General features: G+C 69.4%; 11 protein-coding genes and 1 pseudogene. 8 read left to right on the top strand and 4 right to left on the bottom strand.

Translation table 11 applies throughout. The annotated features are described in order from the left end of the window. Window positions 1-225 precede the first annotated feature (225 nt). From WME95_RS34115 to WME95_RS34125, 3 genes are all read left to right on the top strand, one after another. Window positions 226-1,812, top strand: coding sequence for a S1C family serine protease (locus WME95_RS34115; protein WP_437903538.1), 1,587 nt, complete (start codon window positions 226-228; stop codon window positions 1,810-1,812). Then, entirely contained in the window at window positions 1,812-2,252 is a 441-nt protein-coding gene (locus WME95_RS34120) for a hypothetical protein (protein ID WP_437903539.1), read from the top strand. The genes WME95_RS34115 and WME95_RS34120 overlap by 1 nt, the downstream gene beginning before the upstream one ends. Window positions 2,253-2,379: 127 nt before the next feature. Next, complete coding sequence (locus WME95_RS34125; RefSeq protein WP_437903540.1) at window positions 2,380-3,702, top strand: ADP-ribosylation family protein; 1,323 nt, start codon at window positions 2,380-2,382, stop codon at window positions 3,700-3,702. Window positions 3,703-3,829: 127 nt separating this feature from the next. Here the strand turns inward: WME95_RS34125 and WME95_RS34130 are convergent, their stop codons facing one another. Both WME95_RS34130 and WME95_RS34135 read right to left on the bottom strand, forming a co-directional pair. Beyond that, complete coding sequence (locus WME95_RS34130) at window positions 3,830-4,495, bottom strand: hypothetical protein (protein WP_437903541.1); 666 nt, start codon at window positions 4,493-4,495, stop codon at window positions 3,830-3,832. 186 nt (window positions 4,496-4,681) lie between these two features. Then, window positions 4,682-4,924 (bottom strand): annotated as a pseudogene (locus WME95_RS34135) (hypothetical protein); the annotation flags it as partial. 184 nt (window positions 4,925-5,108) lie between these two features. Here WME95_RS34135 and WME95_RS34140 point away from each other — a divergent pair. Both WME95_RS34140 and WME95_RS34145 read left to right on the top strand, forming a co-directional pair. Beyond that, entirely contained in the window at window positions 5,109-5,690 is a 582-nt protein-coding gene (locus WME95_RS34140; protein ID WP_437903542.1) for a hypothetical protein, read from the top strand. Between the two features lie 128 nt (window positions 5,691-5,818). Further along, window positions 5,819-6,178 (top strand): hypothetical protein, encoded by a 360-nt coding sequence (locus WME95_RS34145; protein WP_437903543.1) that lies wholly within the window; start codon window positions 5,819-5,821, stop codon window positions 6,176-6,178. Between the two features lie 69 nt (window positions 6,179-6,247). Here the strand turns inward: WME95_RS34145 and WME95_RS34150 are convergent, their stop codons facing one another. Further along, window positions 6,248-6,895, bottom strand: coding sequence for a YkgJ family cysteine cluster protein (locus WME95_RS34150; RefSeq protein WP_437765253.1), 648 nt, complete (start codon window positions 6,893-6,895; stop codon window positions 6,248-6,250). 80 nt (window positions 6,896-6,975) lie between these two features. On the opposite strand from WME95_RS34150, the gene WME95_RS34155 reads away from it, so the two are divergent. Further along, complete coding sequence (locus tag WME95_RS34155; protein ID WP_437903544.1) at window positions 6,976-7,704, top strand: glutamine amidotransferase; 729 nt, start codon at window positions 6,976-6,978, stop codon at window positions 7,702-7,704. 53 nt (window positions 7,705-7,757) lie between these two features. Here the strand turns inward: WME95_RS34155 and WME95_RS34160 are convergent, their stop codons facing one another. Next, window positions 7,758-8,465: a TetR/AcrR family transcriptional regulator gene (locus tag WME95_RS34160; protein WP_012238857.1), complete on the bottom strand. Its 708-nt coding sequence runs from the start codon at window positions 8,463-8,465 to the stop codon at window positions 7,758-7,760. Window positions 8,466-8,817: 352 nt separating this feature from the next. Between WME95_RS34160 and WME95_RS34165 the strand changes: the two genes are divergently transcribed. Together WME95_RS34165 and WME95_RS34170 are read left to right on the top strand one after the other, a co-directional pair. Beyond that, a complete protein-coding gene (locus tag WME95_RS34165; RefSeq protein WP_437903545.1) occupies window positions 8,818-12,426 on the top strand; it encodes a BadF/BadG/BcrA/BcrD ATPase family protein in 3,609 nt (1,202 codons plus the stop codon). A gap of 71 nt (window positions 12,427-12,497) precedes the next feature. Continuing rightward, window positions 12,498-14,444: a 2-hydroxyglutaryl-CoA dehydratase gene (locus WME95_RS34170; RefSeq protein ID WP_437903546.1), complete on the top strand. Its 1,947-nt coding sequence runs from the start codon at window positions 12,498-12,500 to the stop codon at window positions 14,442-14,444. Window positions 14,445-14,533 lie beyond the last annotated feature (89 nt).

Raw genomic sequence — 14,533 nt, forward strand, 5'->3', positions numbered from 1 at the left:
AATTTCCGCGTCGATTATGGCGACGTAACTGTGCAATGGGGCTCGACACAGCGCCTGAGGTAGATATCGTGGGCGCCACCGAGGAGCATAGGGTTCTTTGGTCGCTGGAAATGGCTTCCAGCCGGAGCTGCGCACGCAGAGAGGCAGCTCATAGGCTAGGTTTCAGGATTTCGTGAGCACGGGATGAACCAATTGCGGACCCTCGGGGTTTGGTTGCGCCGCGGTTTGCTGACCGGATTCGGCGTTTCGGCGTTGTTGCTGGCGCCGCGCTTCGCGGAGGCGAAGTCGGTGCGGCCGGTGGAGCCGATCAAGGTGAACGGCAGCGAGCTCGGGACGGTCACGATCTCGAACGTGGTCGTGAAGGCGCCGAACCTGGATGACGTGCTGATCGTCAAGGAAAAATTCCTCGTGATGTTTCTGGAGGAGATGCGCGAGCTCGGCTACCGCGCGCTCGGCCGCGAGAACCTGGCGCTGAACCAGGATCGCTCGAGCGAGGCGGCCTTCCTCCTGGCCGGGACGCTGACGGCGGCGGACTGCTCCGACGAGCGAGGCCTCACCTGCGGCATCACCATCAAGTGGGAGCTGCTCCATCGCTCCTCCAACACCGTGGTCTATCAGATGACGTCGAACCACGAGGAGATGGAGATGCGCGAGCTCGACCGCGCGGCGGCCGGCAACGCGCTGCTGCTCGGCAGCCTGCGCTCGCTGCTCGCCCGGCCGATGTTCGTGCAGGCCCTCCGGGGCTCGGACACCCCTGCGGAGGCGCCGGCCGCGCCCGAGTTTCCGCCCGGGGAGATGCGCGGCTGCCCGGCCCGCACCCTGGTGATGCCGAAGATGAGCGAGGACGTCTTGAACGCCACGGCGCTGGTCAAGCTCAACGACGGCGTCGGCAGCGCTGTCGTGATCTCTCCGGATGGCTTGCTGCTCACCGCGGCGCACGTGGCGACGACGCCCGAGGTGGTTGTGCGCTTCCGCGACGGCAAGGAGCTTCCGGCGACCGTGATGCGCGTCAACGAGCAGTCGGACGTCGCGCTCTTGCAGCTGAAGGATCGCTCACGCGAGACGCCGTGCTTGACGCTGCGCATGCCGTCCCCCAGCACCGGCGACGACGTGTTCGCGCTCGGCGCGCCCGGCGGCGAAAGGCTGTCGTTCTCCGTGACGCGCGGTATCGTCAGCGGCCAGCGCTCGTTCGACGGCAGCAGCTTGATCCAGACCGACACCAGCATCAGCCCCGGTAACAGCGGCGGGCCGCTTGTCGACGACAAGGGTCAGGTGGTCGCGATCATGACGTTCAAGGCGACCGGGAAGGGCATCGAGGGCCTGGGCTTCGGCGTGCCTTCGGCCATCGCGCTTTCGTCGCTCGGGCTGAGCTTCGGCGAGACGACCGGGGCGCTCAAGGTCGAGCGTAAAACGGCGACGGCGTCGGGCGGGCCCGCGCTCAGCGTCGCGGCCGACAAGCCCGATCCGCCCTGGTTTTATGTGGGCGAGGACGCGCCCGGCAAGACGCCGGGTTGGGTCGGGAAGACGAACGGCTGGGGCTGGGTGGCGTTCGTCGCCGGCGGCGTCACGGTCGGTACGACCGCGCTCATCGGCAGTACGCCCTCCAACTTCGGCACGCTCCGCACCTGGAACACCGTAGGTTGGGCCGTCACCGGGCTCGGCGCGGGCATGGTGCTGAGCTCGTACGTCTTTGCGCCGAACAAGAAGCCGCCCGCGACCGGGGGGCGTTCGACGCCGGGCCGCACCTTCGTCGCCGGAGTCGGCGCGCCCGGCATCGGGCTCACCTCACTTTCAATCATGGGGACGTTCTGATGTTGCTCCGCACGCTGTGTGCTGCGCTGCTCTTTCTGCTGCCGGGAGGGTGCCTGCTCTTGCAAGATCCGCCGCCGACGAGCCCGCTGGACGGCAAGTGCGAAGACGACAACTGGTGCAATGAAGGCCTGATCTGCGTCTTCCCGGATGGGCAGTACAGCACGGGTCAATGCAGAGCGCCCGGTAGTTGCACCGTCGACAGCAATTGCCCCGCGGGTCAGCTCTGCCAGGGCACCTCGGGCAGCAGCAAGATCGGCGAGTGTCAGGAGAACACGGGCTGCATCTCCGACACGGAGTGTGCGACGGGCGCCACCTGCTATCGCGGGAGCTGCTTGTTCGTGTGCGAACTCTCCTCGGAGTGCCCCGAGGACTCGTACTGCAGCATTCTAGATGATTGCCCGCCCCATATGGACTGCCCCGACGCCTGCGAGTACTTCTGAGGCGCCGCCGAATCGCGCGTGCTTTGGACCGAGGTTCGGCGGGTGAGGGAGCGCGGTCCGCGGCGGGCGTCCAGCGGGTCCGCCTCCGCTCCTGGCGGGGCCGACTTCGCGTAGGATGGCGAACGCCATGAGCAACCCGGAGATCGAGGCAGCGCTCGCGCTCGCGCGCGAGCGCTGGGAGAAGATGTTCCCCGTCAAGGACGAGCGCGCCCAGCTCGCGAGCTGGGACCCGCCGCACTTCGCGCCGGGGCTCGGCCTCGTCGCGGAGTTCAGCCTCTTCGAAGCGCGCACGAACCGAGGGCCGTCCGGAGAGCTGGTCGTCGTGCCGCTCGCGCGGATGAGCGAGCCCGCGGCGGCGCTCGACGAGCTCGCCGCGACGCTCGAGGGGCTCAGGTCTCGCGGCCTCGCCTCGCAGCTCGACGCGCCGCTCGAGGCGACGATGGGCCTCGCGCCGGCGCGCTTCACCGAGGGCATGTTCGCGACCGACGAGATCGGGGCGCGCCGCCGCGCCGAGGCGCTCGCGTCGATGAACGCCCGCTTCGAGGCCGTGGCCGCACGAATGAACGAGGTCTATGGCCTGCGGCTGCCGCGCTACCTCGCGACCTTCGCGGCCTTCTGGCGCAGCCTCGACGAGCTGGAGCGGCAGGGGATGAGCCACCTCGGGCGATCGCCGGGCGGGATCATGATCTGGTTCGAGGACGGCGGGCTCGAGCGGAAGACGCGCGGCGGGCTCGACCCGCGGCTCGAGTGCCGGTTCCGCGCCGACCCGCCCGAGCTGGTCACCGTGATGTGGGGCGACACCGACGGGCTGCACCATGGCCTGTGGTACGACGACCCCGCGGATCCGCCGACGTGCATCGCGCACAATTACGCCCGCGACTCCGCGGAGACCTGGAGAGACAGCGAGCCCACGCCGCTCGCGGTGCTCGCTGCCCGCGCGCGCGAGCGCATCTCGGACCCTTACGAGGAGGAGCCGGCGCCGCTGCAGGTGTACGCCGCGCTCGCCGCCATCGAATGGTTCGAGGAGGCCGACCGCGAGGCCCTCGCCGAGGACCCGCCCGCGCAACGCTGGCTCGATGCGGACCGCATCCCGACGCTAGGCACGTTCGGGCCCGCGCTGCCGCCCGGCGCCGGGAGCATCCGCGTGGGCTCGCCCGAGGAGCGCGTGAAGGCGTGGAAGACGCAGCCGCCGCGCGTGCAGACGTGGATCGCGTCGGCGAAGCGCGATTGCGCCGAGGGGCGGCCCGCGGCGGCGCTGACGTTCGGGCTCGACCTGCACTGGCTCGGTACGGAGGAGCACCGCGACGCCGCGCTCGAGCTGCTGATGATGGCATACGAGAAGCTCGGGCGGCGCGCGCACGCGGAGACCGTGAAGGTGCATTATGCGCACCGCGATCTCCGGAGCGTGGGGGTGTTCCTGCGGCCAGGCGAGGAGGACGGCGGACCTTAGCGCTTTGAGCGGCTCAGAAGCCGTTCAAGCCGCACAGATGACCTGGAGACCCGGCTCTGGACCCACGAGCACGGGTCGGTGCTGCCGACGTCGGCGTACAGGCACCCTGACGCGATGACGCTCGCCCTCAGCCGAGCGCCCCTCCGCCATCGACCACGCTCGCGTGCAGGCCCCGCGCGGGGGCGCGCAGCGCGGGATCGTCGCCCGAGAGCTGGGGCAGCATCGCGACGAACGCCCACTCCTGCACGCCCGAGTCGTCGAACGTCAGGTGAACGCGGTCGCCGTCGCGCTCGAACGTGATGATGAACAGCGCACCGTCGAGCACGGCGTCGTCCGACGTCATCGTGAACTGCTCCTCGAAGTCCTCCTCGACGAGGAACTCGCCCGACGCCGCCGCGCGAGCCTGCGGATCGTCCACGCGCACCACCAGCTGCGGCAGCTCGGTGCAGCGCACCGCGCCGAGCCCGCGCAGCAGCACCGCACGCAGCCACGCGCCGCCGAGATCGAAGCCGCCGCCCCAGAAGAACACAAGGCGATCGACGCTGAGCACGTTCGCCTCGTCGTTGAACAGGCCCTTGAGCAGGAACCGCGACGTTGCGTCGCCCGGCCACGGCACGCCGTGCCGCCGGCCGAGCTCGACGAGCGGCGCCGGCACGGCGCCCTCGCTCCACGGCGCGTCGGCGGTCTTCTCGTAGGTGACGTAGTCCGCGACGAGCCGCCGCAGCTCCGCCGCGGCCTGCTCCGCCGCGGCGACCGTCGAGAACTCCGCTGCCTGCATCACGACGTGGCTCATGCGTGCAGTGTATACGATTCTGCGGGGCGACGGCGACGAAGCCGTCGATTCAGGCGAAGACCATCACGGAAGGGAAGGACCGTGATGAAGCAGGGACCGGAGACCCCTGATTCCGGTCGCGTCGAGCACGGGTACCCCGCGCCTCGTGCCGGAACAAGCGGAGTCCTGGCGGGTGCGCCCCGCGTCGCGCGCGCGGTACTCGGCGATCATCTCCTTCGTCACGTCGCGATCATAACAGAGAGGCGCCGCGCCTCCCGGCCGCGAGTAAGCGCTGCGCTTGCCGCATTGTCTGCCCGCTCGATCGGTATCGTAAGGACACGGGCAGCTCCCGCTGTACGCCGCTCGTGACTCGGCGATAAGGGCCTTCCGGATCGCGGCGTCCGTCTTCGGCGCATCTGCCCTGGCCGAGGACGCCGCGAACATCGCCATTCCAACGACGAGCCAGTACCCAAGCCGCATCACCTGGCATCGTACCGACCCTCCGGAACCTCACAACAGGTTCTTTCGTTCAGGTGCCCCCGTGTGTTCCCATCGGTCGAGCGGCTCCCTCGTGGCCACTCTTCGCCGTGTTCTTCGCCATGATCTTCGCCAGGTTCGCGTAGAATCGAGCGGAGTGAGCAGATCGTCGACGTCACGGGGACCTCTCATCGACGCACCGCAGCGGTCGCTCACCCAGGCACGTGAGCAGCACCCGCTGCGCGCGAGCTGTCAGGTCGTCGAGGCGACAGCGGATGTCGCGGTAGGCTATTGGAGCTCCCTGGCCGCCGCGGTCTGGATGAAGACGACCCACCCGCACCACGCCGCCTCCCTGAAGGCGGCGATCCTGGGGGCGCAGGCGAGCTCACCGTCCCGCAAGGTGTGGCTGCTGCAGATCGTGACCCCTGAAGCCATCGTACCCGACACGCGCAGCCGCAGCGCCCTCGCCGGGATGTTGGGTTCGGTGGATGGCATCGTGTCCCACTCGGCGGTGATTCACATCGGGTCGGGCTTTCGCGCGTCGCTCGTGCGCAGCATCGTCACGGGGCTCAACGCCCTGGGACGCCAGCAGTTTCCACATCGTGTCTTCGCCAGCATCGAAGAAGGCGTCGCCTGGCTGGCCACCCACGGCCTGCCGGACCGGGCAGCCGCCTATCACGACCTCTCGGCGTTCCATGAGGCCGCGGTGGCGGGCCAGCTCGCGAGCGTTCGGACGTGAGCGCCCTGCCCAGGGCATCGTGGCCTCGAGCCTCGCGTTCCCGCGCGTCCTCGGCGCCACCTCCGCGACCGATAGAGAAGCTTCTCGTCGTCTTGACGGGCGCGCCGCGACCAGGGATCCTCGCCGGCATGCGTCTCGCCGCGTTCGGGGTGATCCTGTTGCTCGTGGGCGACGCGCACGCCGAGTCGACGGCGCCCGCGGTCGACACCACCCGGCGCGACGTGGGCACCGGCCTCTCCGTGGGCGGACTGGTCCTCGGCTCCGTGGGAGCAGGCATGTTCTTCCTCACCCGACCGAGCGGCGACGATTCCTGCGGTTGCGCGTCTCGCGCATGGGTCTTTCCCACCGTGCTCATGAGCGTCGGAGGCGCGATGACCCTCACGGGTGTACCGCTCTGGATCACGGGTCAGATGAAGCTCGGTCGCGCCAGGACCCAGGCCGAGCTGCAGCTCGGCCCGCTCGGCGGAAGCGTCCGGCTCCTGTTCTGACGGCGTGCGACGCTCGCCCCGCCGCACCCCGCCGTCACGTGACCGCGGGCCCCGCGGCGAGCCCGCCGCTCACGGCTCCGCGGGCGCCCCGTCCCGTATCCCGAGCGTCTCCTCGCGCGCCGACAGGCACGCCTCGCTCCCCACGACGAACGCGCGGCAGTTGTCCGGCCTGATCTCGTAGATGGCGCAGCGCAGGTCCTCGCAGAGGTGCTGGCACCGCCCGCTCGCCGCGAAGCGCAGCGTGATCTTGCCGTCCCGCGCCCGCCGCACGTAGGCGCGCCCCGTGAGGTCGCCGCGCCCGGCGCCCCGAAAGCGCGCGAGGTCCACCTCGTCGAGCAGCACGTTGGCGTCGTGGCAGCAGGCGCCGCACGAAAGGCAGTCCAGCGCCACCTCGCGGATCGCCCCCGGGTGCGTGCTGTCGCGCTCGCACCAGTCGAGGACCGAGCCCTCGTACTGCCGCTTCACCCGCGCCGTCGCGAGCCCCTTGGCCGGCCCCTCGCCCACGCGGCGAAAGCGCTGCTGCTCGATCGACAGGAGCGACCACAGCCCGAGCTCCGTGAGCTTCCCGTCCTCGCCGATGGAGAGCAGGAGATCGACCCGCTCGTCCGGCAGCACGATGGCCGCGTGCCCGCCGGCCCTCACGTGCGCCGCTGCGCGGCTCAGGAAACGCGGGCGAAACCGACGCCAGACGGGGCGAGACACGACGTATGCGGACATCGGGGCGCATCTTCGCGCCCCGGCCCCGCGCTGCCAAGCCCCGCCCTCGCCCGGCAGCGGCGCTGCGCTATGTTGGAAGGGTGCGACATCGCAAGAAGATCGTCATCGTGAAGACCGGTGAGCCCGTCCCCCCGGTCCTCGAGCGACGCGGCCAGTTCGCCGACCTGATCGAGCAGACGATCGGCGCCAGCTGGAGCGGCGGATACGCCACCGTCGACGCCCGCACGGACGAGCTCCCCGCGCCCGGCGCCCCCGAGACCGCCGCCTTCGTCGTCACCGGCTCGTCGGCCAACGTCCCCCACCGCGAGCCCTGGATGCTCCGCTGCGAGGCGTGGCTGCGCGGCGTCGTGCACGCCGGCACCCCCACGTTCGGCATCTGCTTCGGCCACCAGATCCTCGCCCAGGCCCTCGGCGGCGAGGTCGTCCGGAACCCGCGCGGCCGCGAGATCGGCAGGATCCGCGTCCAGCGCCGCGCCGACGACCCCCTCTTCGACGGCCTGCCGTCGAGCTTCGAGACGCACGCGACCCACGTCGACACGGTCGGCACGCTGCCCGAGGGCGCCACGAGCCTCGCGTTCACCGAGCTCGACGACCACCAGGTCATCCGCTTCACGAGCACGTGCTACGGCGTGCAGTTCCACCCCGAGATGGACCACGACGTCATCGCCGGCTACATCGCGTGGCGGAGCGAGATCTTGCAGGCCGAGGGCCGCGACGTCCCGGCGCTCCTCGCCCCCATCGCGCCGGATCAGCTCGGCACACGGACGCTGCACAATTTCATCCGGCACGTGGTCGTGCGCGGCGCCTGATCCCTACGCCGCCGACCTGACCTGGGTAGTCCCCGCCCTGACTGACGCGCCGGTCAGTCGCCTCTCGACCTGGCCCGCCGGCCGCGCGACGGGCTCACCCGCTCCGGCGCCTCGCCGGGGGCGTCCCCTGTCGCGGGCGCGGCGCGCTCGCCCTCCGGGCCCCGCGCCGCGAGCCCGGCCGCGGGGTCCATCCGGAGGTAGCCGCGCCGCAGGAAATCGTGGAGCGCCGTCACGATCCGCTCGCGCGGGCGGGCCTGCTCCTCGAGGGCGTTCTCGAACAGCACCTCCTTCAGCGCGCCGATCGTGAACGTCGCGTAGAGCTCGGTGTCCCCCGGCTCGATGACGCCGAGCCGCTGCCCCTCGGCGAGGCTCTGCTGCAGCAGGAGCTTCACCTCCTGGCGGAACGCCCGCAGCTCCTTGACGAACGCCGGGTCGAGCCCGGCCGCGTGCGACAGGAGGATGCTCGTCAGCGCCGGATCGTCGAGCAGGACGGCCACGATCGCGCGGATGTTGTGCTTGACCTGCGCCTCGACGTCCGCCGACGGGTCCACGCGCAGGATGGCGCCGCCGAGCCGCGAGAAGAGGCCGCGCACGAGCTCGCCGAACACCGAGCGCTTGTCGGGGAAGTAGAGGTAGAACGTCCCCTTCGCGACCTTCGCGAGCGCGACGATGTCGTCGACCTTCGCCTCGTGATACCCCTTCTCGGAAAACACGGTTCGCGCGGCGCGGAGGAGCGCCTGGCGGCGCTCGGCCTTGTCCATGGGCCGGTCGCTTTACCATCACCGGCCCGCCATCTGGGGACCGATGTCTCCCCTCCGGCGTCGAGCAGGCCCGCCGCCCGAAAAGTCCCGGAAAGTTCGCGGCACAGCGCACGACACGCGGACGTCGACGGGAAGCCAACGCAGCCAGACGCAACCAGCCGCAACCGAGCGTGGCGTCGGAACCTTGCACCCTGGACGCAGCGATGGCCCGAGATGCCCGGAAAACGGCGTCGCGCGGCGACCAAGACGCACCGGATTGCTTGATTTCCCGTACATCCCGTTGTAGCCATCACGACTGACCAGCCAGTCAGTCGGACGCTGGGGACCGGCGACGGCGGTGGGAGGAGCCCCGATGGGAAGGCAGATCCAGGAACCGGTCGTGGTCGGCATCGACGTCGGCTCGACGACGGTGAAGGCCGTCGTGCTCGATCCGCAGACGCTCGAGATTCTCTGGAGCGACTACCAGCGGCATCAGACGAAGCAGCCGGAGAAGGTGCTCGAGCTCCTCGAGACCATCGAGGCGTCGTTCCCGGCGTCGCCGAGGGACAGCTGGCGGGTGTTCATGACGGGCTCCGGCGCGGCGCCCCTCTGCCCCGGCCTGGGCGCGAAGTTCGTCCAGGAGGTCAACGCGGTCACGCTCGCGGTCGAGAACCTGCACCCGGACGTGGGCAGCGTCATCGAGCTCGGCGGGCAGGACGCGAAGATCATCATCTTCCAGCGGGACGAGAAGACGGGCGACAAGACCGCCGCGCCGTCGATGAACGACAAGTGCGCCTCCGGCACGGGCGCCACCATCGACAAGTGCATGATCAAGGTGGGCCTCCCGCCGACGGAGGTGGTGAAGATCCACTTCGACGACTCGAAGCTCCACCACGTCGCGGCGAAGTGCGGCGTCTTCGCCGAGACGGACATCGTGAACCTCGTGAAGAGCGGCATCCCCTCGACGGAGATCCTCTGCTCTCTCGCCGACGCGATCGTCCTCCAGAACCTGTCGGTGCTGACGCGCGGCTCGACGCTGAAGCACAAGGTGATCCTGCTCGGCGGCCCCAACACCTACCTCCCCTTCCTCCAGGAGTGCTGGCGCAAGCGGATCCCCGAGACCTGGGACGAGCGCGGCTACGACTGGCCGAAGGACCAGCCGGTCGAGGAGACGATCTTCGTCCCGGAGAACGCGCAGTACTACGCGGCGTTCGGCGCGTGCGTCTACGGGCTCAAGGAGGCGCCGGAGGTCGGCCGCTACGCCGGCAAGTCGGGGCTCGTCGAGTACATGACGAACGGCAGGAAGGCCCGGCTCGGCGAGAGCGCGGGCCCGCCGCTCGTGAAGACCCGGGACGAGGTCGACGAGTTCCGGAAGCTCTACAGCATCCCGAGGTTCACCCCGATGAAGCTCGCGCCCGGCCAGGTGGTGCGCGGGGTCATCGGCCTCGACGGCGGCTCCACCTCGTCGAAGGCGGTGCTCATCGACGAGGACGGGAACATCGTCTGCAAGGCCTACCAGCTCTCGAAGGGCAACCCGATCCAGGACGCGAAGGAGCTGCTCGCCCAGCTCCGGCAGTACGTGCTCGATCAGGGCGCGACGCTCGAGGTGCTCGGCTTCGGCGGCACCGGGTACGCGGCCGACGTGCTCCAGGAGTGCATGCGCGCCGACGTCAACATCGTCGAGACCGTCGCCCACATGATGAGCGCGGTGAAGTTCTTCGGCGACGTCGACGTCATCTGCGATATCGGCGGACAGGACATCAAGGTCCTGTTCATGAAGAACGGCGATATCGCGAACTTCCGCCTCTCCAACTCGTGCTCTGCGGGCAACGGCATGTTGCTCCAGGCGATGGCCGACCAGTTCGGCCTGAAGGTGACCGAGTACGCCGACACGGCGTTCGGCGCCGAGCTCGCGCCGAAGTTCAGCTACGGCTGCGCCGTCTTCCTCGACACGGACCGCGTGAACTTCCAGAAGGAGGGCTTCTCGAAGGAGGAGCTGCTCGCGGGCCTCGCCCAGGTGCTGCCGAAGAACGTGTGGCAGTACGTCGTGCAGATCCCGCGGCTCGCGGCGCTCGGCACGCGCTACGTGCTGCAGGGCGGCACGCAGTACAACCTCGCGGCGGTCAAGGCGCAGGTCGATTACATCAAGGAGCGCGTCCCCGGCGCCGAGGTGTTCGTCCACCCGCACACGGGCGAGGCCGGCGCGCTCGGCGCCGCGTTCGAGACGCTCCGGGTGGTGAAGCGCAAGGGCCGGTCGACGTTCATCGGGATCGACGCGGCGATCGCCCTCGAATACACGACGAAGAACGACGAGGAGACGGTCTGCCACTTCTGCCCGAACGAGTGCAAGCGGACCTTCATCGACACGAAGCGGCCTGACGGGACGACGAGCCGCTACATCTCGGGCTTCTCGTGCGAGAAGGGCACCGTCGAGAGCGAGCAGGCGATGCTCGCGCTCGTCGCCGAGCGGAAGAAGATCGCGAAGCAGTTCCCGAACCTCGTCGACTACGAGTCGAAGCTCGCCTTCCGGCACTTCTACGGCACGGCGCCGCTCCCGGAGGAAGGCGCGCCGGTGAAGGACACGGTCGTCAAGAAGGGCTTCCTCGGCATCCGCCGGGTGGAGACGACGCGCCCGTTCCGGCGGAGCGGCATCGAGGTGCGGGAGCGCCTCCGCCGCGTCCGCATCGGCATCCCGCGCGTCCTCAACATCTACTCGACCGGCCCGTATTACCGCGCCTACTTCGAGGCGCTCGGCATCCCCAAGCAGAACGTCGTCTTCAGCGACGCGACGAGCGAGGAGATGTGGGTCGAGGGCGGCAAGTACGGATCCATCGATCCGTGCTTCCCGTCCAAGGTCGCGCAGGCCCACGTCCACAACCTGCTCTTCCACCACCACAGCGACGAGAAGAAGCTCAATTACATCTTCTTCCCGATCCTCACCCATGTGCCGAGCTTCGGCGAAGGGGTGATGGACAAGACGAGCTGCCCCATCGTCGCGGGCGTGCCGGACGTCATGAAGGCGGCCTTCACGAAGGAGGTCGACTTCTTCAAGACGCGCGGGATCGAGTACCTCGACCCCGCGCTCACGTTCTCCGAGATGACGCTGACGGCGCGCCGGATGTTCGAGACCTGGGGCCCGCGGCTCGGCATCACCGAGGACGAGAGCGATCACGCGCACCGCGAGGGGATGCGGGCGCTCTCGCAGTTCGAGCGCGACCTCCAGGACAAGGGGCGGGCGATCCTCGAGACGGTCGAGTCCGAGAACCGGGTGGCCATCCTGATGATCGGGCGGCCGTACCACTCCGACCCGGGCCTGAACCACGGCATCCCGGAGGAGTTCCAGGTGCTCGGTTATCCGATCCTCTCGGTGCGGTCGATCCCGCGCGACATGGAGTACCTCGCGCGGTACTTCAAGGACGAGATCGCGACGGGCCAGCACCCGCTCGACATCAACGACGTCTGGCCGGAGAACTACTCGGCCAACAGCGCGCAGAAGGTCTGGGCGGCCAAGTTCGCCGCCCGCCACCCGAACGTCGTCCTGCTCGATCTCTCGAGCTTCAAGTGCGGCCACGACGCGCCGACGTACGGGATCATCGACAGCATCGTGAGCTCGAGCGCGACGCCGTACGCGGCGCTGCACGACATCGACGCCAACAAGCCGGGCGGCTCGATCAAGATCCGCGTGAAGACGTACGCGCACAGCCTCAAGCTGCACGAGGAGGCGCTCGAGGACGCGGCGAAGAAGAAGGCGCAGCTGGTCCAGCGCATCGAGGAGAAGCGGCTCGAGCTGCTCCAGCTGAAGCGCGACCAGCAGGCGGCGCGCAAGATCACGGATCCCGCGCTCGAGCGGGAGATCGCCGCGCTCGCCGAGAAGGTCCGGAGCTACGTCGCGCCGGTCTCGCCGCCCGAGGCGCCGAAGACAGGCCTCGTGCAGCTCAAGAAGAAGCAGTCCGACGGGACCGTCGTCCCCCTGGAAGCCTGAACCACGTCGAAGGTCGAGGGGGGGACGGCGGGGCCGCCCCTTCCAGCATCCAAGCGAAGGGAAGCTACGCCATGCAACATACGAGCACGACGACCACGCAGAAGACGCGCCTTCCTCTGGTGGGCGAGGCGCGATCCAACAAGACCGACGTCGACATCGAGGCGGAGCTCAGGGCCTTCGAGGAGGCCGAGCGGGAGCGGCTCGGGCTCAAGGCCGAGCGGCGCCAGTGGGTCGACAACATGCTCAAGCCGAAGATGACCAAGAAGGAGCGCGAGAGCGTGACGCTCCTCATCAGCGGCCTCACCGCCGCGCAGGACTTCCTGTGCGAGGGCGCGCTGAAGGGCCTCGGCTACAACGTCCACTACTTCGGGATGAGCGACAACGCGGGCCTGCAGACGGGCAAGGAGTTCGGCAACCGCGGCCAGTGCAACCCGACCTACTTCACGGTCGGCGGCCTCGTGAAGTACCTCATCGACCTGCGCGACAAGCAGGGGATGTCGACCGAGGACATCATCAAGAACTACGTGTTCCTGACGGCGGGCGCGTGCGGGCCCTGTCGGTTCGGCATGTACGTGACCGAGTACAGGAAGGCGCTCCGCGACGCCGGCTTCGACGGCTTCCGGGTCATGCTCTTCCAGCAGACGGGCGGGCTCTCGCAGGCGACGGGCGACGACGTCGGGCTCGAGATGAACCCCGCCTTCTTCATCGCGATCATCAAGGCCATCGTCTGCGGCGACACGCTGAACGCGCTCGGCTACCGGATCCGGCCTTACGAGGTCGAGCCGGGCGCGACGAACCGCGCGATGGAGAACGCGAAGCGCATCCTCTACAAGGCGCTTTTCGAGCAGACGAACGTGTTCAAGGCGCTCTACGAGGCGCGCAAGGAGTTCGAGGGCGTCCAGGTGGACAAGCTCCGGCCCAAGGCGAAGACGTCGATCATCGGCGAGTTCTGGGCGATGACGACCGAGGGCGACGGCAACTACGCCCTGCAGAAGTTCCTCGAGAGCGAGGGCGGCGAGAACGACATCCAGCTCACGACGGCGTGGCTGCTCTACAACATCTGGGAGTGCGCCCGAGACACCCGCGAGCGGCGCGACCTGCGCGGCGCCGACGAGGGCAATTACGGCCTCGCCAGCCTGGACGAGTTCGGCGTGGCGAAGCGCCTCGCGACGATGCGCCTCGCCGAGGGCGCGCTGCGCGTCGGCTTCCAGGCGTTCGCGCTGCCGCTCGGCCTGCTCGACTACCACCTTCCGGACATGGAGCTCGTGGCGGAGGTGGCGAAGGACTACTACTCGAACGACCTCCGCGGCGGCGAGGGGCACATGGAGGTCGGCAAGCTCATCGTGAACGCCGTGAAGTCGAAGGCGCACGTGACGGTGAGCGTGAAGCCGTTCGGCTGCATGCCCTCCTCGGGCGTCTCCGACGGCGTCCAGTCGCTGATCACGTCGCGCTACCCCGGGACGATCTTCTGCGCGGTGGAGACGAGCGGCGACGGCGCGACCAACTTCTACTCGCGCATCCAGATGTACATGTTCAAGGCGCGCATCCTGGCCGAGCAGGAGCTCACCCGCGCCTACGAGGAGGCGGGCGTCACCGAGGCCGAGGTGCGCGCGTTCCTCGCGAGGAACCCGAAGTACGCGAGCCCGCTCCACCACCCGCCGCACCGCGTCGCCGGCTCGGCCGCCAACCTGGTCTACGAGGTGGCGCCGCTCATCAAGCAGACGGCCGCCGAGCGCGCCGTGGGCAAGGCCAAGGCGGCGGCGGGCGCGCTCCGCGACGCCGTGATGGCCGCACCGGCCAAGGCGAAGGCGGCCAAGGATTTCCTCACGGATCCGGAGACGCTCGCCCGGGCCCGCGAGGACGTCGCGCTGATCCGCGACATCGTCGGCGGCAAGGCCGCGGAGCGGTTCAGCCCGCTGGTCAAGCGCCTCGCCGGCAAGGCGTACTTCGAGAACAACCCCGAGGTGCGCCACGTGAGCCACGGGGCGAACAGCGTGGAGCCCATCGCCGCCGAGTAACGCGGAGAGGCGGACGCCGCCGGGCGCAGCTCGCCCGGCGGCCCCTTCGGCCTTTCCGCGATCGGCGCGCTGCGCCGCGCCGCCCCGCC

The organism is Sorangium sp. So ce327, from assembly GCF_051530205.1.
GTDB classification, from domain to species: domain Bacteria; phylum Myxococcota_A; class Polyangia; order Polyangiales; family Polyangiaceae; genus Sorangium; species Sorangium cellulosum_B.